This is a genomic window from Psychroserpens sp. (assembly GCF_036960315.1).
GTDB lineage: Bacteria > Bacteroidota > Bacteroidia > Flavobacteriales > Flavobacteriaceae > Psychroserpens.
Genome location: NZ_JBALVR010000001.1, coordinates 318,944 through 344,670, shown reverse-complemented (window position 1 = coordinate 344,670; position 25,727 = coordinate 318,944). Strand labels below are relative to the sequence as shown.

At 34.8% G+C, this 25,727-nt stretch carries 14 protein-coding genes; 7 read left to right on the top strand and 7 right to left on the bottom strand.

Translation table 11 applies throughout. The features are described 5' to 3' along the window. Window position 1: 1 nt before the first annotated feature. The 7 genes from V7719_RS01550 to V7719_RS01520 all read right to left on the bottom strand — a co-directional run bounded on the left by V7719_RS01550 (window position 2) and on the right by V7719_RS01520 (window position 10,998). Window positions 2-2,380: a TIM-barrel domain-containing protein gene (locus V7719_RS01550; protein ID WP_335728096.1), complete on the bottom strand. Its 2,379-nt coding sequence runs from the start codon at window positions 2,378-2,380 to the stop codon at window positions 2-4. Window positions 2,381-2,447: 67 nt separating this feature from the next. Beyond that, window positions 2,448-3,416 carry an alpha/beta hydrolase gene (locus tag V7719_RS01545; protein ID WP_335728095.1) on the bottom strand — a complete coding sequence of 323 codons (969 nt, stop codon included), beginning with the start codon at window positions 3,414-3,416 and terminating at the stop codon, window positions 2,448-2,450. Between the two features lies 1 nt (window position 3,417). Beyond that, a complete protein-coding gene (locus V7719_RS01540; protein WP_335728094.1) occupies window positions 3,418-5,388 on the bottom strand; it encodes a glycoside hydrolase family 13 protein in 1,971 nt (656 codons plus the stop codon). A gap of 31 nt (window positions 5,389-5,419) precedes the next feature. Further along, entirely contained in the window at window positions 5,420-7,726 is a 2,307-nt protein-coding gene (locus tag V7719_RS01535) for a glycoside hydrolase family 65 protein (protein WP_335728093.1), read from the bottom strand. Between the two features lie 42 nt (window positions 7,727-7,768). Then, entirely contained in the window at window positions 7,769-8,437 is a 669-nt protein-coding gene (gene pgmB, locus V7719_RS01530; RefSeq protein WP_335728092.1) for a beta-phosphoglucomutase, read from the bottom strand. Continuing rightward, window positions 8,430-9,815 carry an MFS transporter gene (locus V7719_RS01525; RefSeq protein ID WP_335728091.1) on the bottom strand — a complete coding sequence of 462 codons (1,386 nt, stop codon included), beginning with the start codon at window positions 9,813-9,815 and terminating at the stop codon, window positions 8,430-8,432. The genes pgmB and V7719_RS01525 overlap by 8 nt, the downstream gene beginning before the upstream one ends. A gap of 130 nt (window positions 9,816-9,945) precedes the next feature. Then, window positions 9,946-10,998: a LacI family DNA-binding transcriptional regulator gene (locus V7719_RS01520; protein ID WP_335728090.1), complete on the bottom strand. Its 1,053-nt coding sequence runs from the start codon at window positions 10,996-10,998 to the stop codon at window positions 9,946-9,948. A 315-nt stretch (window positions 10,999-11,313) separates the two neighbouring features. On the opposite strand from V7719_RS01520, the gene V7719_RS01515 reads away from it, so the two are divergent. The 7 genes from V7719_RS01515 (at window position 11,314) to V7719_RS01485 (ending at window position 25,662) form a co-directional block, all read left to right on the top strand. Then, window positions 11,314-14,217, top strand: coding sequence for a SusC/RagA family TonB-linked outer membrane protein (locus V7719_RS01515; protein WP_335728089.1), 2,904 nt, complete (start codon window positions 11,314-11,316; stop codon window positions 14,215-14,217). 5 nt (window positions 14,218-14,222) lie between these two features. Then, complete coding sequence (locus V7719_RS01510) at window positions 14,223-15,821, top strand: RagB/SusD family nutrient uptake outer membrane protein (protein ID WP_335728088.1); 1,599 nt, start codon at window positions 14,223-14,225, stop codon at window positions 15,819-15,821. An 11-nt stretch (window positions 15,822-15,832) separates the two neighbouring features. Continuing rightward, window positions 15,833-16,969, top strand: coding sequence for a SusE domain-containing protein (locus V7719_RS01505; RefSeq protein ID WP_335728087.1), 1,137 nt, complete (start codon window positions 15,833-15,835; stop codon window positions 16,967-16,969). Between the two features lie 11 nt (window positions 16,970-16,980). Next, complete coding sequence (locus V7719_RS01500) at window positions 16,981-18,783, top strand: SusE domain-containing protein (protein ID WP_335728086.1); 1,803 nt, start codon at window positions 16,981-16,983, stop codon at window positions 18,781-18,783. A gap of 66 nt (window positions 18,784-18,849) precedes the next feature. Beyond that, complete coding sequence (locus V7719_RS01495) at window positions 18,850-21,720, top strand: alpha-amylase family glycosyl hydrolase (protein ID WP_335728085.1); 2,871 nt, start codon at window positions 18,850-18,852, stop codon at window positions 21,718-21,720. 297 nt (window positions 21,721-22,017) lie between these two features. Continuing rightward, window positions 22,018-23,205, top strand: coding sequence for a glycoside hydrolase family 53 protein (locus V7719_RS01490; RefSeq protein ID WP_335728084.1), 1,188 nt, complete (start codon window positions 22,018-22,020; stop codon window positions 23,203-23,205). A 9-nt stretch (window positions 23,206-23,214) separates the two neighbouring features. Further along, complete coding sequence (locus tag V7719_RS01485; RefSeq protein WP_335728083.1) at window positions 23,215-25,662, top strand: DUF4982 domain-containing protein; 2,448 nt, start codon at window positions 23,215-23,217, stop codon at window positions 25,660-25,662. Window positions 25,663-25,727: the final 65 nt, after the last annotated feature.

The following is a 25,727-nucleotide window of genomic DNA, read 5'->3' as shown; positions in this document are numbered from 1 at the left end:
ATTATTTTTTGAGTTTGATTTTGATGTTTATATCTTCGGGAGTATTCCATGTTACAGGAATAGTTAGCGTCTTTTTTTCTGAATCCCATTGCACATTAACTTTCTTTCCATCTATTTTAATTCGCTTAGGTTCATTTTGAATATTATGGACTACTAACTCGATAGATTTATCAGTAAAATCAACATCCAATTTAAGTTCAAATTCAAATTTGAGGTTACTTCCTTTATATTCAGATTTATATTCTATGACTTCATAAGAGCCTTTTTTAATAGCATTTACATCATTATTATCATTGTAGAATTCACGCTCACTTTCATTCACTGATCTATCGAAATAGTAATGCAACTGAAATTCATCAGCATCATATTGCTTAGTTGACTGAACTACTTTTCCCATAGGAATAAAAGCACCTCCTCTTACAAACGTAGGTATCGAATTTTCTTTAGTTTGAATGGTTTTTGTTTGTCCGCCTTCAAATTGTTCATCGGTATAAAAATCAAACCAGTTTGATGCCTTCGGAAAATAAACGTCTTGTTCTTTTTGTCCAGCTTTTAAAATTGGAGCAACCAAAATATCATTTCCCCACATATAGGCGTCTGAGTACGTAAATAAGTATAGATTATCCTGTTCTTCAAAAAATAATGGTCGCATTAGAGGTGCTCCTGTTTGATGGTTTTCATACATCAAATTGTAATTGTAAGGAAGCATCTTATAGCGTAATTCAATCGCTTGTTTTGCCAGGGCTTTGGCTTTTTCGCTTCTAAATACCGGTTCGCTAGCGACATCTTCTTGAGCATGCGGACGATAGATAGGCTGAAATACGCCATACTGTAACCATCTCGCATAGAGTTCATCATCAAGATTTGCACCTGCAAAACCTCCCAAATCACTATGCATATAGGCCAAACCTTGCATTCCCATTTGGAGTGCAATTTTGGGTTGCGCTTGTAAACCTCCCCAACTTCTACTCACATCACCAGACCAAGGCACTAATCCATAGCGCTGCGAACCTGAATAACCAGCTCTCATGAGAATAAATGGTCTCATATCTGGATTGGCTTCTAAACTAGATTCATATACCAATTTTGCCCAATCGTGACCATAGATATTATGAACTTCATCAGCCGTACCTGTGGCGTGAATTAATTTTGATGGATGTACTTCTGGCTCACCTAAATCTCCCCAAAACCCGTTGACACCTAGTTTTGCTAAGTCCTTATAAATGTTTTTAAACCATTGATTTCCTTTATTACTATAAATATCGATGAGTCCTGTATTTCCGAAGTAAAAATCATAAATGAATGGATTTCCAATCGAGTCTTTAGCTAGAATATCTTTCTCAACAGCCTCATCCCAGCGCTTAGAAGTCGTCAACATAAAAGGTTCTGTAATCAAAATCGTTTCTATATTCTTTGCCTTTAAATCCTTTATCATTTGACGAGGATTAGGAAAGGAATCTCTATCAAAAGCTAAATTCCCCATAGTCCCTTTCACCTCTTTTCCAAACCAATACAAATCGAGAATTATAGCATCTACAGGAATCTCTTCTTCTCTAAATTTATCGATTGTTGCGATCACTTCCTTTTGAGAATGGTATCCAAATCGGCTTGAAAAATTACCTAAAGCCCATCGTGGTAACATGGGTTGTTTTCCAGTTAAATCGGTGTAATTATCTACGATATCATACCATGAATCTCCAACAATAACCTGATAGGTTTTACGACCTGAAATGGTTTCATACTTCAGTGTATTATCACCTGTGCTATCTAAATCTAAAAAGCCAATTGGCGCATTATCAAAATGAACCATGTATTTATTAGAAGACATGACAATTGGCAAGGAAAAGTTCATTAATTCAGAACGTGTTTCATAACCATAATGCGCTCTGTTGTATAGTTGCAATCGATTACCTCGTCGATTCATACCTAAGGCTCTGGCACCTCCACCATATAAAACTTCGTCTTTAGTGAGTTCAAATTGTATGGTTTCTAAGCTATCATTTTTAACATAGCCGGCTTTTTCTGAAATGACATGTTTTGTCTTATAACTATAACTTATTTTAAAGGGATCAATTGTAATAGTTACAGCTAAACCAGATGAGCCATATGTAATATTATTTCCAACATATGAATATGATGTTTCAATGGCTTCAGGTTTCATTATAACTGCATGCGAATCCTTGTTATGAGATTCTCCTTCAGGAATAAAGTTGGTTTCTATAATCTCATCAGAATAAAATTGAAAAATATATTTACCTTCATTTGTAACTACCTGAAATTTCCTTCCTTCTTCTCTATGAGATTCGTAGACACGTTCAGTGTTTTGTGCAGTTAACGAAACCGTTAAAAAGAATAGTATGTATGATAAATAATATTTCATATTCGTTATATGTGAGATTCTTAATTAGCACTTGGACTGAGCTCAGTGTTAGATTTAGAATGACGATCTATTTTATTCCTAGTAAAAAAGTTAATGGTTGATCCAATCGTTGGTTCCATGAATTTTCTGAATGATTGGTTCCTTCAAAAAATAAGTTCTTAGAATTGCCATTTGTATAACCTTTTTGCTTTAAAATTTCATCTACTCTTGGTGCATATTCTGGATAATATTGATCTAGGGTTTTGTTGCCATAATCAAAATACACTTTATGGTCTTTAGATGACGGAAAATGGTCTTCCATATAATCAAAAATCGCATCTGGGTATGGATTTTTTGGCATTGGCATTACACCAACCCAATGTGTCGAAATACAAGCTGCGCCTCCAAATACTTCTGGATATTCTGAAATGGCATACATCGACATTAATCCGCCCATACTAGAACCTGCAACGAAAGTGTTCTCCTTTTTAGTAAAAACAGAATAAGTATTATCAATAACTGGTTTTAACTCTTCAATAATAAATTTCAAGTAGTTATCGCCATTGAGATTGCCATTAAAATTCTTTGCTTTTGCCAATGCAACTAAGGAATCTCGTTTTTCTTCATTGATATACTCAAAGGCCTTTTGCGGAAATAAATCTTGCCATCGAATCTGAGGAATATTATGTACTGCTACCACAATAAAGTCTCTTGTTTTCTTTTCATTCATTAACTTCGAAGCCCATTCATCTACTTTCCATTCTTGCTTATTCCATGTGGTATTGGCATCGAATAACATTTGTCCGTCGTGCATATATAGAACCGCATACGTTTTCTTATCAGAATAGTTTTTAGGCAACCACACATCAACAGGTCTTGGTTTGATATATTTTGAAGGAAAACTATCCACACGATTCAACGTTCCTTCATATAATTGTGCTTCTTTTAGTTGCTGAAATGTAATGTCAATACTGTCTTCAGACTTAGTCATATTGTCTGATTGTCCTCTACAAGATAAAACGAATGTTGCTAACAGAATTACTATGATTTGTTTCATGTTACTTTGTTTTAGTAGTTAGTAAAAGTGGCCCTTTGGCTGATAAATCAATAGCGTCACTCCAAGTAAAAGTTTCTCCAGAAATGACATTTTTAAATGTTCTACCATCCAATCCCATTTCAGCATAACGCTTTAAATCTATAGTGATTGGTTTTTCATTTTTATTGACGATAAGCACAACCGTTTCATCTCCATGAGTTCTAAACAAAAAGTAAGTTCCCTTAAAAGGTGCAAAATGAACCGTTTTTCCTTCATGAATGGCTTTACTGTTTTTTCTATAATTGAGAAGCTTACTCATATAAGTTTGCATGGCTTTTTGTTCGGCAGATAGGCCTTCACCGGAAAATGCATTAACTTGATCTCCATCCCAGCCACCAGGATAATCGGTACGAATCAAACCATGGTCTCCAGGTTTTTCGAAATCGTTCATTAAGATTTCTGTACCATAATACATTTGTAAAATTCTAGGGAGCATTGCATAGGTTGCCAACGCCATTTTTGTATTGGCGACATCACCATTCATTTGTGTAAAAATGCGACTCATATCATGATTATCTGGAAATACCATAATATCTTTAGGACTTGCATAATGGAAATCATTAGCTAAACCTTCATAGATTTTCACCAAACCTTTATCCCAAGATTCTTCTTCATTTAAGGCTTCAACAACTTTAACTTGCATCGCAAAATCCATTGACGACTTTAAATTAGAATCATAACCATCTCTGTTATTTGCACCATCTTGCCAGTAACCAATGAGTAATGGGTTATAACTCCATTCTTCACCTACAATACTAAAATTAGGATATTCAGTCATAATCGCTCCAGCCCAATCACTCATAAAATCTTTATCAGGATATGGATAGGTATCTTGACGAATTCCATCCAATTGTGCTGTTTCTATCCACCAAATACTATTTTGAGTAATGTATTTTGCCATAAACGGGTTACGCTGATTTAAGTCTGGCATTGTTGCTACAAACCAACCTTGAGAATTCCCATCACTATCATATTGTGATGCATACATATCTTGATTAGTTGTACGTCTATGATTAGAGTTTATAGTAGCTCTCCAATCCCAATTATCAATATTTTTTTCATAATTATCTTGAAGGTTTACCCAATCGCTGAATGGTAAATCTTTCATCCACCAGTGTTCTAATCCGCAATGATTTGCTACTTGGTCCATGATGAGTTTCATCCCTTTTTGCTTTGCTTTTTGTGATAATTCTTGATACTCTTCAAGTGTTCCAAAACGCGGATCAATTTTATACAAATCTGTAATCGCATAACCATGATAAGAACCTTGTTCCATATCATTTATTAGCATTGGCTGTGGCCAAACAGCTGTAAAGCCTAAATCTTGAATATAATCCAGATGATTCGTTATCCCTTCAATATCACCTCCATGACGCGCATAATTATTGGCTCTATCAATGGTTTGTTCTAGCAAAGGTTTCTGACCTTCTATAGCAACAGGCGTATCGTTATTAGGGTTTGCATTTGCAAAACGGTCGGGAGTAATAAGATAAATAGCATCGCTACTATCAAAACCGATATAATCTTCGGCAGGTTTTAAGCGTTCTTTTAATTCGTAAGTATCAATTAATTCGTCACCATTATCGTTTTTGAATTTGATATTGAATATTCCAGCAGAAGTGGTTTCAGAAATCACCACATCAATAAACAAATAGTTATTGCTTTTGTTTCCTTTACTTACCTTTTCAATAGAAACTCCTTCAAACGAAATACTAGGTATATAATCTCCAATATTACTGTGTTTAACTAATAATTGAAGGGTGTCGTTTTCAAAACCCACCCACCAATTTGGTGGCTCCATACGTTCGATATCGCTTTTGTCTATGAACTCTGATTCGACCTGTTCAGTAGAAACACCTTCAGATGAATTGTCTTTACAAGACACACTTAAAACGATTATACATAAGAAAAATAAATAACTACGTTTTTTCATATCAAAGAATTTTAAGTGTGTTTATTATATTTTATACAGTCACCAAATTATTAGGACTTATCATTACAGGTTTACCGTTGACTAAAATTTCTAATTCACTATGTCCTTCTAATTCAAATTCGGTTTCTTTTGCAGTGACATTAATCTTTAAAATCTGATTTCTAAAATTCACTTTAAACGAATAGCCTTTCCATTCATTTGGAATTTTAGGTTCAAACGACAGTTTATCATTTACAATACGCATACCTCCGAAACCTTCAACAATACTCATCCAAGTTCCTGCCATTGAAGTAATATGTAAACCTTCTTCTACTTCGTGATTATAATCATCTAAGTCTAGACGAGACGTACGTAAATAAAATTCGTAAGCCTGTTCCATTCGGCCTAGTTTAGCCGCTTGAATACTATGTACACAAGGTGATAATGAGCTCTCATGAACTGTAAAAGGTTCATAAAAATTAAAATGACGTTCTAACTCTTCTGTAGAAAAATGATCTTCAAAGAAGTAGAACCCTTGTAATATGTCTGCTTGCTTTATGTATGGTGAACGTAAAATTCTGTCCCAAGACCATTTTTGATTGATTGGTCGTTGCGATTTTGGTAAATTGGCAACTGTAATCAATTCTTTATCTAAAAAACCATCTTGTTGTAGGTAGATGTTTTTTTCTTCGGAAAACGGAAAATACATATTGTCTGCAACGGTTTTCCATTGTGTTAATTCAGTATCTGAAATTTTAGTTTTTCCTGAAATTCTTGAATAATCATCAGGATGACCTTCCTTAACTTTTGAAATAGTTTCTAAGGTATAATCAATACACCACTTTGCGATGTAGTTGGTATACCAGTTGTTATTAACGTTGTTTTCATATTCATTTGGGCCAGTAACTCCAAGAATGACATACTTCTGTTTTGCTTCGGAAAGCGTCGCACGTTGATGCCAGAATCTAGCGATGCCTATTAATACTTCTAGTCCTTTTTCAGGAATGTAACTAAAGTCACCTGTATATCTGTAATAATTAAAAATAGCAAATGCTATGGCTCCATTACGATGAATTTCCTCAAAGGTAATTTCCCATTCGTTATGGCATTCTTCACCATTCATAGTTACCATTGGATATAGAGCAGCGCCATTTGAAAATCCTAATTTTTCGGCATTTTCAATAGCTTTTTCCAAGTGATGGTAACGGTATTCTAATAAGCTCTTGGCTACGTTTTGATCTTTGGTAGCCATGTAAAATGGAATACAATATGCTTCGGTGTCCCAATAGGTGCTTCCACCATATTTCTCTCCTGTAAAACCTTTTGGACCAATATTTAATCGTGCATCTTTACCTAGATACGTTTGGTTTAAATGAAAGATATTAAATCGAATACCTTGTTGTGCAGCAACATCACCTTCTATAGTAATATCTGCCATATCCCAAATCTTAGCCCAAGCTTGTTTTTGCTTGTCTAGCAACGCATTAAACCCAAGTTCTGACACTTTATTTAGTGTTTTGTTTGCAACAGAAATCAGTTCATTTTTATCATGATTTCTATCAGACGTATAACCGCCAAATTTTGTAAGTGTGATTGTATTACCCTTAACGACTTGATTTTGATATGTAAATGAAATCTTATCTATAGTATTATTAACTGTTTTGTCTTGCTTTACAACATGTCCATTCAATGACACTTGTGTTTGCATTGACGTACACACATAAAAATGCGTTTTCATCGTTTTTGAAACGATGAATGCTTGTTCTTGTTCGTGATTAACACTTAATACATTCCAAAACTTATCGTCCCAATTAGAATCTTCGTTAGTAATACCATTATCTAAGTAAGGTGAAAAATCTATTTGTGCATCATTATTTGTTGGCGTTACATGATATTCAATAGCACCAACCTCATCAATATCCAGACTTAAGAAACGTTTGGTTTCCACTTTAATTTCTATAAAGTTTTGAAGTGTAGCCGTAAAACTTCGAGACAACCAACCCTCTTTCATGTTAAGTTCTCTCCTAAAGTTTTCTACTTTATTACACTTTGCTAAGTCTAGCATTTCGCCATTGACAGTCACATTAATGCCTATCCAATTTGGAGCATTCAATACTTTTGCAAAATATTCTGGGTAGCCATTTTTCCACCAACCTACTCTGGTTTTATCTGGATAATATACGCCTGCGACATAGCTTCCTTGAAAAGTTTCACCAGAATAGTGCTCTTCAAAATTGGCGCGTTGCCCCATGGCTCCATTACCTAAGCTCATTAAACTTTCTGAAGACTTGACGCGATTGGCTTCAAAACCTTCTTCTATGATTGACCAGTTATCTGGTTGTATATAATTATTATTCATTTTTCTTTACGAATCAATTATTGATTGATAAATTCATTTTTGTTATTTTTTTATATCTCCTGATATAAGCCCTTCTACAAAGTCTGAAGACATTTCAGTAAAGTCCTTAAAGATATAATCTGCTTCATGTAGCACCTCTTCTTCACCAATACCAATAGAAATCATATTGGCTGTATTGGCAGCTTGAACTCCGGCAACTGAATCTTCAAAAACAATACAATCTTCAGGTTTCATTTTTAAGAGTTTCGCTCCAATTAGAAATACTTCAGGATCTGGTTTAGCTTTTGAAACATCATTACCATCAACGATGGCTTCAAATTTCTCTAAGAGATGTACTTTTTGTAAAATTGGTGTTGCATTTTTACTTGCAGATCCTAAGGCGATAGCTTGACCTTTTTCAATTAAGACATCAAGCGTTTTTGTAACGTCAGGAAGAATCTCAGATTCGTCCATCTTATTAATATAACTGAGGTAGTCATCGTTTTTTAAGTCCATGAGTCCCGAGAATTCAGCTTCAGACAGAGTTTTATTTCCCCATGCTAATATTTTTTCTAATGAACGTACTCGGCTTACACCTTTGAGTTGTTCATTTTGTGCTTCGGAAAAATCAACACCAATACTGTTGGCTAATTTTTTCCAAGCTAAAAAGTGATACTTAGCTGTATCAACGATAACCCCATCTAGGTCAAATATGAATCCTTTTTTATGCATTGGTTTCTGATAATTCTGGTTGATAAGAGATTGCATTTTTATTTGTGATCAGTAAGTTACAGAGTCCCGCAATTATTAAACTAATTCCAGCAATAGTCATTGCATTAATAGCCTCCTCACCTAAAAGTCCTGAAATAAAATTAATTCCTCCAATTGCTGCAATAATTTGTGGAATCACAATAAACATATTGAAGATGCCCATAAACATTCCCATTTTTTTAGGATCTACCGAGCTTGATAACATGGCATAAGGCATTGATAAAATGCTTCCCCAAGCAAAACCAATAAGCACAAAACACCATTTTAAATTTTCGGGAGATGTATAATTCATTAATAAAAAGCCTAATCCTCCTACTATCAATGAACCCATATGTACATACTTTCTATTAATATTTCTTTTAGAAGTATAAAAAACAAATAATAGTGCAAATACCATAGAGGACAAGCCATAAACTCCCATAGCTGACCCTACCAGATTTGACGACTTTTGAAATGCTGTATTGGCTACATCAAATGCGCCTGCTTGAACAGCATTTGTCATATCATAAACAGATTGAACTGGAGCAGGTGTATTAAAGACATGCTCCGTTAATGCAGGATTAGCCATACTCCACATCGTAAAAAATGCAAACCATGAGAAAAATTGAATAACACCCAATCTTTTCATTGTAAGTGGCATATTTCCAATATTATTTAATATATCTGGAATGAATTGATTTTTCTTAGCTTTCTCACGTTTAAATTCTTCCATGTCTTCTGGCGGATATTCAGAAGTTGTAAAAATGGTATATAAAATACTGACTAAAAACACAAATGCACCAATTGCAAATGCAACTTTTACTGAATCTGTAATAACCCCAGAATCAGCAGAATCACTTACACCTAGTTTTGAGACCATCCATGGTAAATTACTCGCAATCCATGTACCAATCCCTATAATTAATGTTTGAATAACAAAACCATATGTTCTTTGAGATTCGGTGAGTTTATCAGCCACCAAAGCTCTAAATGGTTCCATAGAAATATTAATTGACGCATCTAATATCCATAGAAATCCTGCGGCAATCCATAGTGCTGGTGAATAGGGTACAAAAAACAGAGCTATGGAACTCAAAATCGCTCCAATTAAAAAATAAGGTCGTCGACGTCCTAATCTAGAATGCCAAGTTCGGTCACTCATGTAACCAATTATGGGCTGAACAAGTAAACCTGTTAAAGGTGCAGCAATCCAAAGAATAGGAATGTCTTCAACTTCTGCTCCTAAAGTTTGAAATATTCGAGACATAAAGCCTCCTTGTAATGCAAAACCGAATTGTATTCCTAAGAAACCGAAACTCATGTTCCAAATTTCCCAGAAACTAAGGGTGCGCTTTTTCATAATAGTATGTGTTAATTAATACTATTGACAAGCGATAAAACTTATCAAAACTTAAATGTAGAAGTGAAAATATAAGTTTTGATTAGGCTGTAAATATAATAAAGTTTTTAATTAAAAAAAGATAAATCTATTATTTGGTAGATTCTCTTTCTATCAAATCGGTCTCAATGACAACTGTTTCGTAGACTTCTTCTACCTCTTCATCGACTTCATCCAATTCCAATCTATTGATTAATAAGTCAGCCGCTTTTTCTCCAATTTTTTGTCCGTGTTGACTCACTGTCGTTAGGCTTGGCGTAGAATGTTTAGACAATACACCATCAGTAAAACTAATGACTTGAAGAGATTTCGGGATTTCTAATCCCAGTTTTCTTGCGACTTTAATCGCAGTGACTGCATACAGTTCATTGACTGCAAAAACACCATCAATTAATTTATTTGACTTAAACAATAATTCAATTTCTTTTTCTAATTTATCTAAATCATCATCTGAAAGAAGTTTATCTTCAATTTTTAAAATCAAAGATCCTTTAAGATGTATTTTGTGTTCTTCTAAAGCTTCTAAGTAACCTTGAGTTCTCAGTTTTCCAACGCTAACATAATCTCTAGTAGTAATAATTGCTATGTTTTTACACCCATTTGTAATTAGTTTTTCAACGGCGTGTTTTGCCCCTTTAACATCATCGACAATAACTTTGTCACAAGGAATTTCATTAACGACACGATCGAACATAACAATAGGCATGCCTTGATTAATAGTCTCTATAAAATGATGATAATCCTGTTGTTGCAAAGTTTCCTTCGCAATAGATAAGATAAAACCATCGATACTCCCGTTTGCTAGCATTTCCATGTTAATGACTTCTTTATCAAAAGATTCATTAGACAAACCAACAATAACATTATATCCTCTTTTATTGGCCACCAATTCGATACCAGTAATTACCTTAGAGAAAAAGTGATGTACAATCTCAGGTATAATAATACCAATAGTTTTTGTTTTTCTGTTTTTTAGGCTCAACGCAATATTGTTTGGCCTGTAATTATATAGTTTGGCAAATGCCTGAACTTTTTGTCGTGTATCTTCACTAATCTCAATACTATTCCGGAGTGCTTTTGAAACCGTTGAAATAGAAACATCTAATTCTTTTGCGATTTGCTTTAACGTTACTTTTCTTTTCATTAGAGGAATTTATAGAGATTTAATTTGTTCAGTTTATGAGCGTTAAAACTAAACAAACATTTGCTTTATTTGATCAAAATAGTTATTTTCAATTCAGAAGTTGACAATAAAGATATCATTTTATTACAATATCCATAATTTGAGGTTCAATTCAGCTTGTTAATGTTAAAAAAGAAAAAGTTCTTAACACGAAAACGTTTGCGTTACCCAAAAACAAAGGGATAACAAAAAATACACATAAATTTTACATAGATTTAACATCAGAAGTGAAAATATAAACAAATTAACCAAAGCAACTAACTTTAAAAATATTTTATGAAGACATTTTTAAATAGCTTATTGTTACTAGCATTTTTAATACCTGCAACGACTTTTGGTCAAACCATAGTCACAGGTGTAGTAACTGATGAAGCTAACGCATTACCGCTTCCTGGAGTTAACATTCTTATTAAAGGAACTACCACAGGAGCATCAACGGATTTTGATGGAAATTATTCCATAACAGCTAATGATGGAGACATTATAGTATTCTCTTATCTAGGGTATGCTTCAAAAGAAGTTACTTACACTGGACAATCACCGCTAAACGTAAGCTTAGCAGAAGATGCTGGTCAATTAGATGAAATTGTATTGATTGGTTATGGAACCACAACAAGGAAAGATGCTACAGGTTCTATAGAATCTGTTACCTCTGAAGATTTCACAAAAGGAAACATTGTAACACCAGAGAACCTATTACAAGGTCGTGTAGCTGGTGTAAGTGTTAATACGAGTGGAGCTCCAGGTTCTGGATCTGAAATTAAAATTAGAGGCGGATCTTCTATTAACGCATCCAATAATCCTTTAATCGTTATTGATGGATTACCAATTACGAATGATGGCGTTGGAGGTTCTAGAGGTATTCTAGCAAGTATTAACCCTAACGACATTGAGTCTTTTACCGTTTTAAAAGATGCATCAGCAACTGCTATTTATGGTTCGCGAGCATCTAATGGTGTCATTATTATTGTCACTAAAAAAGGTAAATCTAATTTTAGTGCAGATTATGATGTACAGTTTACATTTGGAGATATTGACGAACAAGTTGATGTATTTTCTGCTGATGAGTTTAGAGCACTTGTGAATTCACAACCTATTAATGGCACAACATTAAATACAAACTTATTAGGTGACGCTAGTACAGATTGGCAAGATGCTATCTTTAGAGAAACCGTTTCTGCTACACATAACGTTACTCTAAGGGGTTCGTTATTTGACGTTTTACCAGCACGTTTTTCTTTTGGTGTTACAAAACAAGAAGGAGCGCTTTTAACATCTATATTTAATAGACGTAACTTATCTGTAGCGTTAAACCCAACGTTATTCGACAACCATTTAAAAATTAATGTAAACGCTAATCTAGCTTATGAAGATAGTAGATTTGGTGATTCTGGACAGATTGGTGCAGCATTACGCTATGATCCAACTCAAGCTATTTATGATCCTAGTTCTCCTTTTGGCGGTTTCTATCAACATAGAAACGGAAATACATTATTACAAGGAACAAGCAATCCAGTAGCATCTCTATTGCAAACAAATAATCTAGGTGATGCTAACAGGTTTTTTGGTAATATTAATTTTGACTACAAATTTCATTTCTTACCAGAATTAAGAGCAGTCCTTAATCTAGGTTTTGATCAAACAGATGGTAACACGGTTAACCAGTCTGTATTTGCTACAAATGATGATGTCTCTGGTAATAATTCTAGAAGTTATCAAACAAGAAAAAATGAATCTCTTGATGGTTATTTAAATTACAAGAAAACATTTGGTGATATTGGTACAGATTTTATGGTAGGTTATTCTTACCAAGAATTTACTAATGATGGTTCCTTCACAGGAAATCTTTTAGACCCTTTAAGTATAGGTGATACATTTGCTGACCCAGATGTGGTATTAATTGGTTTCTTTGGTAGAGCCAATTTCACGTTTTTTGAAAAATACTTAGCTACATTTACTTATAGACGTGATGGTACATCTCGTTTTGGCCCAGACAACCAATGGGGTGACTTTTATGCAGGTGCTGTAGCATGGCAAATTAGTGATGAAGATTTCCTTAAAGATTCTGAAACCATATCTAACTTAAAGTTAAGAGCAAGTTATGGTGTTACTGGACAACAAGAAATTGGAGAACGTGATTTATTTTTAAGTCGCTATAGAGCAGGAAATGAAAACTCACAATTCCAATTTGGAAATACCGTTATACGATCATTGATTCCTTCAGAAATCAATCCAGATTTAAAATGGGAAGAAACCAAAACTATAGAATTTGGTCTTGATTATGGTTTATTTGACGATAGAGTTAATGGTAGTATTAATGTATTCCAAAAAGATTCTGAAGATTTACTGTTTAATGCTCCTGTACCAGATGGAAGTAACTTCTCTAACCGTATTGTACAAAACATTGGTAACTTACGAATTCAAGGTATAGAATTTACAACAAACGTAGATGTTATCCGAAAAGAAGATCTTAATTTAAATTTCAACTTTAATGCAACATTCCTTGATAGAGAGATTACAGAATTGGCGTTTGGTCAAGATGTAACAACTGGAGGTATTGCAGGTGGTACTGGAAACTTTATCCAGTTATTTCGTGAAGGTGAAGCACCTAACTCTTTCTATGTTTTTAAACAACTAAGAGATGAACAAGGTAATTTTATTGAAGGCGCTTATGTTGATTTAAATGGTGACAATATCATTAACGATGAAGATCGTTATCTTAAAGCTGATCCCGATCCGGATGTCATTTTAGGTTTCCAATCCAATTTGGAGTATAAAAATTTCGACTTCGCATTCAACTTAAGAGCTAACATCGGGAACTACGTTTATAACAATGTAAATTCATCAAGAGCTCAGTATGAATTACTACAGGACAATGCCGTATTAGGAAATATTCCTTCTTCTGTGCAACAAACAAATTTCCAAAGAACATCAGATGTTATTATATCTGATGTCTATGTAGAGAATGCTTCATTTTTAAAGATGGATAACATTACTCTGGGGTACACATTTAAAGGACTATCAAACGTTGTGAAATCTGTTAGGATTTGGGGTGGTATTCAAAATGTATTTACAATAACAGAATATAGTGGTTTAGATCCAGAAGTGTTTAACGGTGTTGATAATACAATATACCCTAGACCTCGCAATATATTAATTGGTGCTAATATCAAATTTTAAAGACTATGAAAAAAAGAATTAAAAACATTAGTGTCCTTGCATTATTAATGATATTTACATTTGTCTCTTGTACAGATGATTTAAATATCACGCCAAATGATGACGACACACTATTAGGCGAAGAACTTTTTGAAGATGAAAGTGCTTACAGACAAGTAATTGCTGGTGTATATGCCAATCTTGCCTTAACAGGTACTGATGGCGCAGGAACATCAAACATTGAAGGTATTGATGCTGGTACAAGCCAGTTTGGTCGTGTATTATTATATCTCCAAACTTTATCTGCAGATCAAATGATTTGGTCTTATGAAAATGACCCTGGAACTAGAGAAATCCAAAGAAATATCTGGACGGCTCAAAACCCTCTTATCTTAGGAATGTTTAGTAGAACACACTTAACTATTGCATTTGCAAACAATTTCTTAAGAGAAACTACAGATGAAAAGTTAAATAGTAGAGGTGTTTCTGATGCTATTCGTTCTGATATTGTTGAATATCGTGCTGAAGCAAGATTATTAAGAGCTTTATCCTATTATTATATGATGGACCTCTTCGGAAAAGCAAACTTCGTAAGAGATACCGATGCTTTAAATTCAATTCCGCCTGTTTATGACAGAGCGCAACTTTTTGATTTTATTGAAAGTGAACTATTGGCTATTGAATCTAACCTAGTACCTGCTGGTGACAATGAGTATGGTAGAGCAGACAGAGGTGTTGCACATATGATTCTTGCAAAAATATATCTTAATGCTCAAGTGTATACTGGAGCAGATAGATATGCAGACTGTATGAACTACTGCCAACAATTATTAAACTCTGGTTATAGCTTAGCTAACGAATACAGACATAACTTCTTAGCCGATAACAATACAAATTCGGCTAACAATGAAATCATTTTCCCTATTGTATCTGATGGATTTACAACTCAAAACTTTGGACCTACAACTGTTATGATTAATGGTTCTGTTGGAAGTATTGAAGTTAATGGCACCGAAGTTGGTGTTAGCGAAGGTGGCTGGGGAGGCGCTTTAAGAGTAAGAAAAGAATTTGCCGAATTATGGCAAGGTGGTAATTTTATTGATGATGATAGAAATACAATAATATCTGGCGATAGACCAATTGGTATTGTGGATATCTCAGATAGAGACACTGGTTTCATTATTCAGAAATATGCAAATGTAACGTCTACTGGTGCTTCTGGTATCGATCAAACTTTTGTTGATACAGATTTCCCGTTATTTAGATTAGCAGATGTAAATTTAATGTATGCTGAAGCTCATTTAAGAGGTGGAGGTGGAATGTTGTCTACAGCTGTCGACTTAGTAAACGAATTAAGAACTCGTGCTAATAATCCTAATCTTATTTCTAGTGATGATATTACCTTATCTTTTATTTTAGATGAAAGGTCTAGAGAATTACATTGGGAAGCCCACAGAAGACAAGATTTAATTCGTTTTGGATTATATACTGGTGGAAACTACAACTGGGCATGGAAAGGTAATGGAAGTAATGGTATTGCAATACCATCAAACTTAAACCTATACCCTATACCTAGTTTAAGTCTGTCATCAAATCCAAATCTTACTCAAAACCCTGGATACTAAAAAATAACACAATGAAAAAAATATTAAAATTTAAAGTTTTATTGTTAGCTGTAATATCACTGGGTTTCTTTTTGAACTCATGTGAGGATGATACATCCGTATTTACCGTGACAGAAACACAAGCTATAACGCTTGCCGATCTTCCATTTACCATGATTGAGCTCGATGCCAGTAACCCTGGAAATCCTGCAATCACGTTCAATTGGAACGAAGCTGATTTTGGACAACAAGCATCAGAGAACTACAGGGTAATCGTATCTTCTGATGACGCATTTACAAACCCTATAATTGCAACTTCAGTTGTGGGAACAACGTCTGCCACATTATCGGTAAACGAATTGAATTCCGCTGCAGGATTAGCAGGTTTACCTCCTTTCACGTTTAACACGTTATACGTTAAAGTAGAAAGTTCAATCGGAACTCAAAATGGCCTTCCCGTAAGTTCAAATACAATCAATTTTGAAGTTCAACCTTTTTTCAACTATGTTTTTGAAGATTTCTATCTCGTAGGAAATGGAACTTCTGCAGATTGGAATAATAATAACAATAACCCACCATTATTTAGAGATGCTGAAAACGGCAACTTGTATAGTTATACAGGTTTCTTTACCAAAGGTGGTGGAGGTTTTGATGATGGTCGATTTAAAATCTTAGAACTAAGAGGACAATGGCAGCCACAATGGGGAACTGCTACAGCTGAAGGAAGTGATGATATTGAAGCTTCTGGAGACATCGCTGGAAATCCTGGAACTCAAGCTGACGATCCTGGTCGATTTGGTGTAGCATCAGACGGATACTATACGTTTACAATCAACTTTTCATCTAATACCTATACAATGAATACTTTTAATGATGCAGGTGCTGCAACATTTACTAGTATGACCTTACAAGGATCAGGCGTAGGCTCTGACACTGCTTTTACACAATCTAGTTTTGATACCCATTTATGGTTTATTAATAGCGTAAATCTTCAACCTGGTGATTTACAGGTTATGACAAATGCTGGATCTTCATGGGCTGGCTCAACATCTTTTTCTGGAGTAGCTACTGAAGGTGGTGGAAGCATTCCTGTTGTGGTTCAAGATGATTATGAAGTTTGGTTCAACGACTTAACTGGAGATTATATTATGATTCCTCTTAACTTATAAAAATTAACACTATGAAAATCAATAAAATCAGTGTGCTAATATTAAGCTTGTTCTTAGTATTTGTAGCGTGCGAAACAGAAGAAAGTATTGATATCACATCTCCTGATGCTTCATTTAGACTTTTGGAGCCTGCGATATCTAATATCAACTTAAATTACAATGTACCAGATAATGAGGCTTTCACAATTGTATGGAACGATCAGTTAACAACTGGAGGAAATTACATGATTGAATTATCTCCTGATACTTTGTTTGAAACCCCAACAGTAATTGGATCATCTACAACGGATAGATTTACAATGACAGTTGCCGAATTTAACAATACGGTATTGGATGCAGGAGCAGATGCTTTTGAACCATTCACCGTATTTATGAGAGTTGTTTCAGGATCTGAAATTTCTAACAGCATTAGCTTTAGTGTCTCATCATTTGCTGAATCTGAACCAGAAACTACAATAGCAGAGGAATTTTTAGAGATTGTGCTTTTGGAGACTAATCCAAATGCTGAAGCCTTCCGTATTGAATGGGAAGACCCCGATTTTGGAGATAATAGCTCAGCAACCGTTAGCTATGAAGTTCAGTTCGTTGCAACAGGAACAAGTTTTGAAAGTGCTGTAAGCGTTAGTGTCCCTGAAGGGCAACTATTCTTAAGCCTAACTACTTTAGAGTTTAATGATATAGCTCTTAATGCAGGATTAGCCGCTGAAGAAGCTGGAAGTTTAGATGTTAGAGTTAAAGCTACTATAGAAATGGAGGCTGGTAATTTGGAACGTTTTTCTGAAGTTGTTACTGTTACTGTAACACCATACAGTATAGAATTAGCCCCAATATTATATGTTGTTGGTGCTGGAGCTCCAGATGCTGGATGGTCTTGGGACACTCCAATAGAATTACCATTACAAGGCACTAAATACTCTGGAAATATCAACTTAGTAAATGATGCATTTAGATTCTTTACCGTTAATACTGACTGGGGTTCTGGAAGAAACTATCCTTTTTATGAGTCATCAGGTTACACTATTGATTCTAACCTAGCGAATGCTTTAGATGGTGATAGTAATTTCCAATTTGTTGGTACACCAGGTGAATACTTCATTGAAATAGATACAGACGCAAAAACGATAACATTGGGACCTCCTGTCATAGGACCAAACTGTAACTTCGACCAATTATGGTTAGTAGGTGCAGGTATTGTTGATGCTGGTTGGTCATGGGATACTCCTGTGGCATTACCATGTACTGGAAATGGAACATACTCAGGAAATGTAGCTTTAACAAATGATGCATTCAGATTCTTCTCAGTGAATAGCGATTGGGGAACTGGAATTAACTATCCAGCTTATGACGGAAATGGATACACAATAGATTCTAATTTCAACGATGCAATGGATGGTGATAATAATTTCTTCTTCAACGGAACACCAGGAACGTATTTCCTAACAGTTGATGATATTAATAAGACCATTACTTTAGGACCTGAACAACTACAATGTGATTTTGAACAATTGTGGTTAGTAGGTGCTGGTGTTGTTGATGCTGGATGGTCTTGGGACACTCCTGTAGCCTTACCATGTACTGGTGCTGGTATTTATTCTGGATCAGTTGCATTAACAAATGACGCATTCAGATTCTTTACAGTCAATAGTGATTGGGGAACTGGAATCAACTATCCAACTTACGAAGGTGATGGTTATACTATTGATTCAGATTTATCTAATGCTGGTGATGGAGATAGTAATTTCTTCTTCGATGGCACACCAGGAACTTATACTGTAACAGTAGACACTGGTAACTTAACAATTACTGTGGAGTAAATTATAACATTCTTAAAAAAGGCTATGTGTAATGCATGGCCTTTTTTTTAAAAATTACATGTCACTATGAAAAAAATATTATACTCTTTAATAACTCTTATTTCCTTAAATACATTTGCTCAAGTAACTTTGAGTGTTGGTGCTATTGAAGTAGATCAGTCGGTTACCATAACAGTTGACACCAATAGTTCAGACACGAATTGTAATGGGTTTATTAATCCTACAAAAGTTTATATGCATTCTGGTATTGGTGACAATTCAGACGCTTTTGGTTTTAATGTTATAGGTAATTGGGGACAAGATGATGGTGTTGGTCAAATGACATCTAATGGAGATGGAACATTCAGTATCACTATTACTCCTCAAACGTATTACGGTATTACTCAAATGCAGGCAGATAGTGCTACTCAAATAGGAATGGTTTTCAGAAATGAAGATGGCTCACAAGAATTAAAAGATGATGGTTGTGAGGATTTCATCCTCCCAATTGGTAGTGTACAGATTACTATTTCGCAACCTTCAAATGATATTGTAGTTTTAAATTCTGGTGATAATTTATCAGTAAGTGCTACAATAGTTTTTCAAGGTGGCACGACTGTTCAAGGCAGCTTTGAAATCTTTTATAACGATGTATCTATTATTACTGGATCGTGTGGATTTCCTGCATGTAATACCACTATTAATAACATTACTCAAAGTGGTACTGTGAAATTTGTTGGAACACCTCCTGGTTCTTCAGAAACTGGAGAAGCTAGTTTTGAAGTTGTGGTTGCTCCTACTGTTGTAGAACAAGCACTTCCTTCAGGTGTTGAAGATGGTATTAATTATAGTTCTGACGCAACTAAAGCGACATTAGTACTTACTGCTCCTGGCAAGGAGTTTATTCAGATAGCTGGAAGTTTCAACAACTACACACCCACGAATGCTGATGTTATGAAACGCGATATTTCAACAGGAAAATATTGGTTAGAATTAACTGGTTTAACCTCTGGTCAAATCGAAACTTATCAATATTGGGTATTTGATACTAATCCAGTTGCTGATTCACCGTCATTGGTGAAAACCGCTGATCCGTTTTCTACATTAGTACTATCACCTTTTGATGATCCTTTTATCCCTTCAAATACATATCCTAACTTACCAACATATCCTGCTGGTCAAGAACGTGAAGTAACCGTGTTGCAAACAGGCCAAACATCATATAATTGGCAAGTAGCAAATTTTAATGCTCCAAAAGAGGAAGATTTAATTGTTTATGAAGTGCTTGTTAGAGACTTTGATGCCAACAGAAATTATCAAGATTTAATAGATAGAATTGATTACTTCAAAAATCTTAATGTAAATGCTATTCAATTAATGCCAGTCATGGAATTTGAAGGTAATGAAAGTTGGGGTTATAATACAGCATACCATTTAGCATTAGACAAATACTACGGAACAGAAAACAAGTTCAAAGAATTTGTAGATTTATGTCATCAAAATGGCATTGCTGTAATTCTTGATGTAGCGCTTAACCATGCCTTCGGAAGAAACCCTATGGTACGTATGTGGATGAACGATCCTGATGGTGATGGTTGGGGTGGACCAAGTAGTGCTAACCCCTATTTTAATGAAACTGCCAGACATAGTTATAGTGTTGGTGATGATTTTAATCATCAAAGCGCACTAACTCAAGAATACACAAGACGTGTTATTAAACATTGGGTTGAAGATTTTAAAGTTGACGGTTTCCGTTGGGACTTAACAAAAGGATTTACTCAAAATTGTTCAGGGAATGATGAAGGCTGTACAAATGCTTATCAGCAAGATCGTGTTGATATATTAAAGGCTTATGCTGATTATTCATGGTCTTTAGATCCAGATCATTATGTGATTTTTGAGCACTTAGGAACTCAAAATGAAGAAAAAGAATGGGCAAATCACCGTTTAGGAGAAGGCAAAGGCATTATGATGTGGGGAAAAATGACAGATCCATATAGTCAATTGTTAATGGGCTTTAACTCCAATAATAATATCAATGCAATTGGTCACAAGTCTCGTACACAATTTAATGGACCTCGAGTGATGGGTTATCCAGAAAGCCATGATGAAGAACGTATAATGTACAAAGCAGTAGAATTCGGAAATGATGGTGTTGGATCACATAATGTTAGGGATTTAAATACAGCTTTATCAAGAATGTCTGCCATAGGTGCTGTTACTTTAACGGTTCCAGGTCCTAAAATGATATGGCATTTTGCTGCATTGGGAATGGATAATTCTTTATTCACATGTCCCGATGGAAGTGTGGACGATGATGGCTGTAAATTAGACACAAAACCGCAACCCCAATGGACAGAAAACTGGTTGGGCGATTCTAATAGGAATCAAATCTATGATGATTGGGCAAGATTAATTGAGTTGAAAATCAGCGAACCCGTTTTTGAAGGTGATTACACAATCACTTCTGGCAACCTAACACCTAGAATTGATGTTTTCGATACTAGTCTTCCTGCTACAGAAATACGAAACGTTATTGTATTAGCAAATTTTGATGTAGTTACTCAAACCGTAAATACAAATTTCCCGACTGGTGGAAATTGGTTCGATCTTATGGATCCAACTGGAAATACAACTTATAGTTCTGGAACAGTAAATATTCCTGCAGGTCAATTTAGAATCTTCGGAAATATGCCAGCGACTTTAAGTACAGATGACTTAAATGCTAACAATACATTTAGTATTTATCCAAATCCCGTAAATACATCATTTAAAACAAATAGAGCTTTAAACGGCCTACATATATTTGATATTACAGGTAAATTGGTAAAGTCTTTTAATGGAGATTTTACTGAAATTGACACTTATGATATTTCAGATTTAACGCAGAGTATCTATTTCGTTAGAATTGAAAACAATAATGGTCAAACATTAACCACGAAGCTTATTAAACTTTAATACAGATTAATTAGTGATTTGAATTAGTCTAAAAACCTCCAAGTTATACTTGGAGGTTTTTTTGTAGTTTATTGGTGCTTGATATATTCCGATTTAATGGAGTAAAGACATATTGAATCACTTATTTAAATGTAGTTACACCTTATTTTTTACCACAACATATCCTATTAGGTTAATATAAAAACAAACTGGTAGGTACTGATAGATCTTTTTGTGTTTTTTAATTAGCTTAGCAAAGTTAATAGGGCTTTTATTGTTTAGGCTATTACCTTTAATAAGAATTTTATCCACTTAGTCATGAAATTAATTAACACAAGATATATACTCTTCATATCACTATTGACTGTTTTAAATATTTCATGTAACTCGAACAACAATAATCAACAAAACAATAATGACATCCAAGATGAAGATGTTGCTGACGACGATATCATACCAGAAGAAACCATCAACTTCTATTATGGAGCTGATTTGTCTTATGTTAACGAAATGGAAGACTGCGGAGCTGCATATAAAAACTCCAACGGTACAACATTAGATGTATACGATATTTTTAAAAATGCAGGAACCAATCTAGTAAGAGTGCGGTTATGGCATAATCCTGATTGGACCAACTATTCCAATTATAATGATGTGAAAAAAAGCATTCAGCGGGCTAAATCGAAAGGCATGAAAGTACTCTTAGATTTTCATTACAGTGATACATGGGCTGATCCTTCTAAACAAGAAATTCCAAGTGCTTGGTTAAATGATATCAATAATACTGAAGCCTTAGGAAATCTACTATATGATTATACCTATGAAACTTTAAACAATCTTGCCTCTCTAAATCTCTTACCAGATATGGTTCAAGTTGGTAATGAAATTAATGGCATGATTCTCCAACAAGGAGAACTAGAATGGCCTATCGACTGGACTAGAAATTCTTTCTTATTAAACAAAGGCATTAAAGCTGTTCGAGATATTTCAGAAGCACATCATACAGACCTTGAAGTTATGCTCCATATTGCACAACCAGAAAATGGCCTTTGGTGGTTTGAACAGGCAATACAAAATGGCGTAACAGATTACGATTGGATTGGTTTGTCTTACTATCCCATATGGTCAGAATATAGTTTAGAAAATGTTCACATCCCATTGACGACTTTAAAAGAAACTTATAATAAAAAATTAATGATTGTTGAAACTGCATACCCATTCACACTCAACAATGGAGATTCAGCAAATAATATTCTGGGGTCAGATGCTTTAGTAAATGGTTATCCTGCTTCACAACAAGGTCAATTAGATTATCTCAATCAACTCCGATCTATTATTGAAAACGTTGGCGGACAAGGTTTAATCTATTGGGAACCTGCTTGGGTGTCCACAGACTGCTCTACAATTTGGGCACAAGGATCACACTGGGACAACGCTACTCTGTTTGACAACAATAACCAAGCAACTCTAGGAATACAATTTTATAATAATGCACTAAACGACTAACTCCTAAAGATGAATTTCAAAACTCACGTCTTATCGCTCTTTATCTTCCTATTAGTAATTCCTTTTTTTACTGAAGCACAAACCAGAGACGTCCTTACTTTGCGTGATGGATGGAAGTTTAGCAAAGGCAGTTACCCAACAGCCCAAACAACCAACTACGATGATTCTCAATGGGAGAATGTTACAGTTCCTCATGATTGGGCGATTTATGGTCCTTTCGATAAAGAAGTTGACAAACAAACGGTAGCCATAGAACAAAATGGTGAAAAAATAGCTTCTGAAAAAACCGGCAGAACAGGTGCATTGCCATATATAGGAGAAGCTTGGTACCGCACATCGTTCTCTCTTCCAAATTATGATGATAACAAAAAAGTCTTGATTGTTTTTGAAGGCGCCATGAGCGAACCTGAAATCTATTTAAATGATGAAAAAGTTGGAGAATGGAAATATGGCTATAGTTACTTCTATTTTGATATTTCAGACTATATAAACGCTAAAGAAAAAAACACACTTGCTGTAAAATTAAATAACCTTGGTTTATCCTCAAGATGGTATCCAGGAGCTGGCTTATACAGAAAAGTTCAAGTCATTGTTAAAGACAAAGCGAGCATTGATCAATGGGGAACGTTTATTACAACACCTTTAATTACTTCGGAAGTAGCTCAAGTTAACGTCAAAACACAAGTTTCAGGTGAAAATTTACGTCTAGTAACTGATATTTTAGATGCCGACGGCAAGACACTAATTTCTAATGAAACTAAAACCCTGTTTGGTCATCAATTTGAACAAAATATTGCAGTTAAAAACCCCAAACTTTGGAGTCCGGAAACGCCATATCTTTATACTGCAATTTCACGATTATATTCTGGAAATGAACTAATAGATCAAATCACCAAACGTTTCGGAATTAGACATATAAAATATGAAGCCAATAAAGGGTTTAGCTTAAATGGTGAGGTTAGAAAATTTAAAGGTGTTTGCTTACATCACGATTTAGGTCCAATAGGAACTGCCGTTAATAAATCGGCTTTGAGGCGGCAACTAAGAATTTTAAAAGATATGGGATGTGATGCCATTAGAAGTTCTCACAATATGCCTTCTATAGAACAATTAGAATTATGTGACGAAATGGGTTTTATGTTTTTAGCCGAAAGTTTTGATGAATGGGCATTGCCAAAAGTAAAAAATGGTTACAATCGTTTTTTTGATGAATATGCCGAGAAAGATATTATTAATCTAGTACATGCGACACGAAATCACCCTAGCATAGTCATGTGGAGTTCAGGTAATGAAGTCCCTGATCAATGGGGAACCGAAGGTGTAAAACGCGCCAAATGGTTGCAAGATATTTTTCATCGTGAAGACCCAACAAGACCTGTTACAGTTGGTATGGATCAAGTAAAGGCAACGATGGCGTCTGGATTTGGAGCAATAATGGATATTCCTGGTCTTAATTATCGTGTACATCTATACGATGAAGCTCATGAGAAATTTCCACAAGGGTTTATTTTAGGATCTGAAACGGCTTCTACAGTAAGTTCTCGAGGTATTTATAAGTTTCCTGTGGAAAAAGCTAGTATGAAACAATATGATGATTTTCAGTCATCATCCTATGATTTAGAATATTGTAGCTGGTCAAACGTACCAGATGATGATTTCGTATTACAAGATGATAAACCTTGGGTTATTGGAGAATTTGTTTGGACTGGTTTTGATTATTTAGGAGAACCTACACCTTATGACGAATCTTGGCCTTCACGTAGTTCGTATTTTGGAATAAATGACTTAGCAGGGTTGCCTAAAGATCGATACTATTTATATCGAAGTCGATGGAATACAACCGACGAAACTTTACACATGTTACCGCATTGGAATTGGGAAGGTCGCGAAGGGCAAACAACTCCTGTTTTTGTCTATACTAGTTATAATAGTGCCGAATTATTTTTAAATGGAAAAAGTTTAGGCATTCAAAAGAAAACGAAAGAAACACCGCAAAACCGATATCGCTTAATGTGGATGGATGTCAAGTATGAACCAGGCACTTTAAAAGTGGTCGTTTTCGATAAGGACGGAAAAGCAGTTTCCGAAAAAGAAATCAAAACTGCTGGAAAACCTCATCAAATCATTCTTGATTCTGAAGTAAAAACCATTAAAGCTAACGGTGAAGATTTAGCATATGTAACGGTTTCTGTGGAAGACAAATACGGCATTCCTTGCCCAACAGCAACCCATCAATTAAAGTTTAAAGTCAAAGGAAAAGGAACCTATAGAGCTGCATGTAATGGAGATGCAACATCTCTTGAATTATTTCATCTACCCACTATGAAGTTATTTAGTGGAAAACTGGTAGTACTCGTTCAATCTACAAATGAAGAAGGCAGCATGGAACTCTCAGTAACTGGAAAAGGATTGAAAACAGGGAAAGCTACTTTAAAAACAAAAAGAGCAAGTGATTAACAGTTTGGTATTTGAATTTCCGAATTCTTTATAGTTTTAATATCAAGTCTCATTAATTGAACTCA

What these genes read in the sequence shown, in the direction of transcription:
- V7719_RS01540 (WP_335728094.1), bottom strand. Translation starts at nt 5,388, where the DNA reads ATGAAAAAACGTAGTTATTTATTTTTCTTATGTATAATCGTTTTAAGT.
- V7719_RS01495 (WP_335728085.1), top strand. Translation starts at nt 18,850, where the DNA reads ATGAAAAAAATATTATACTCTTTAATAACTCTTATTTCCTTAAATACA.
- V7719_RS01485 (WP_335728083.1), top strand. Translation starts at nt 23,215, where the DNA reads ATGAATTTCAAAACTCACGTCTTATCGCTCTTTATCTTCCTATTAGTA.
- V7719_RS01505 (WP_335728087.1), top strand. Translation starts at nt 15,833, where the DNA reads ATGAAAAAAATATTAAAATTTAAAGTTTTATTGTTAGCTGTAATATCA.
- V7719_RS01545 (WP_335728095.1), bottom strand. Translation starts at nt 3,416, where the DNA reads ATGAAACAAATCATAGTAATTCTGTTAGCAACATTCGTTTTATCTTGT.
- V7719_RS01510 (WP_335728088.1), top strand. Translation starts at nt 14,223, where the DNA reads ATGAAAAAAAGAATTAAAAACATTAGTGTCCTTGCATTATTAATGATA.
- V7719_RS01550 (WP_335728096.1), bottom strand. Translation starts at nt 2,380, where the DNA reads ATGAAATATTATTTATCATACATACTATTCTTTTTAACGGTTTCGTTA.
- V7719_RS01520 (WP_335728090.1), bottom strand. Translation starts at nt 10,998, where the DNA reads ATGAAAAGAAAAGTAACGTTAAAGCAAATCGCAAAAGAATTAGATGTT.
- V7719_RS01525 (WP_335728091.1), bottom strand. Translation starts at nt 9,815, where the DNA reads ATGAAAAAGCGCACCCTTAGTTTCTGGGAAATTTGGAACATGAGTTTC.
- V7719_RS01500 (WP_335728086.1), top strand. Translation starts at nt 16,981, where the DNA reads ATGAAAATCAATAAAATCAGTGTGCTAATATTAAGCTTGTTCTTAGTA.
- V7719_RS01490 (WP_335728084.1), top strand. Translation starts at nt 22,018, where the DNA reads ATGAAATTAATTAACACAAGATATATACTCTTCATATCACTATTGACT.
- V7719_RS01515 (WP_335728089.1), top strand. Translation starts at nt 11,314, where the DNA reads ATGAAGACATTTTTAAATAGCTTATTGTTACTAGCATTTTTAATACCT.
- V7719_RS01535 (WP_335728093.1), bottom strand. Translation starts at nt 7,726, where the DNA reads ATGAATAATAATTATATACAACCAGATAACTGGTCAATCATAGAAGAA.
- pgmB (WP_335728092.1), bottom strand. Translation starts at nt 8,437, where the DNA reads ATGCATAAAAAAGGATTCATATTTGACCTAGATGGGGTTATCGTTGAT.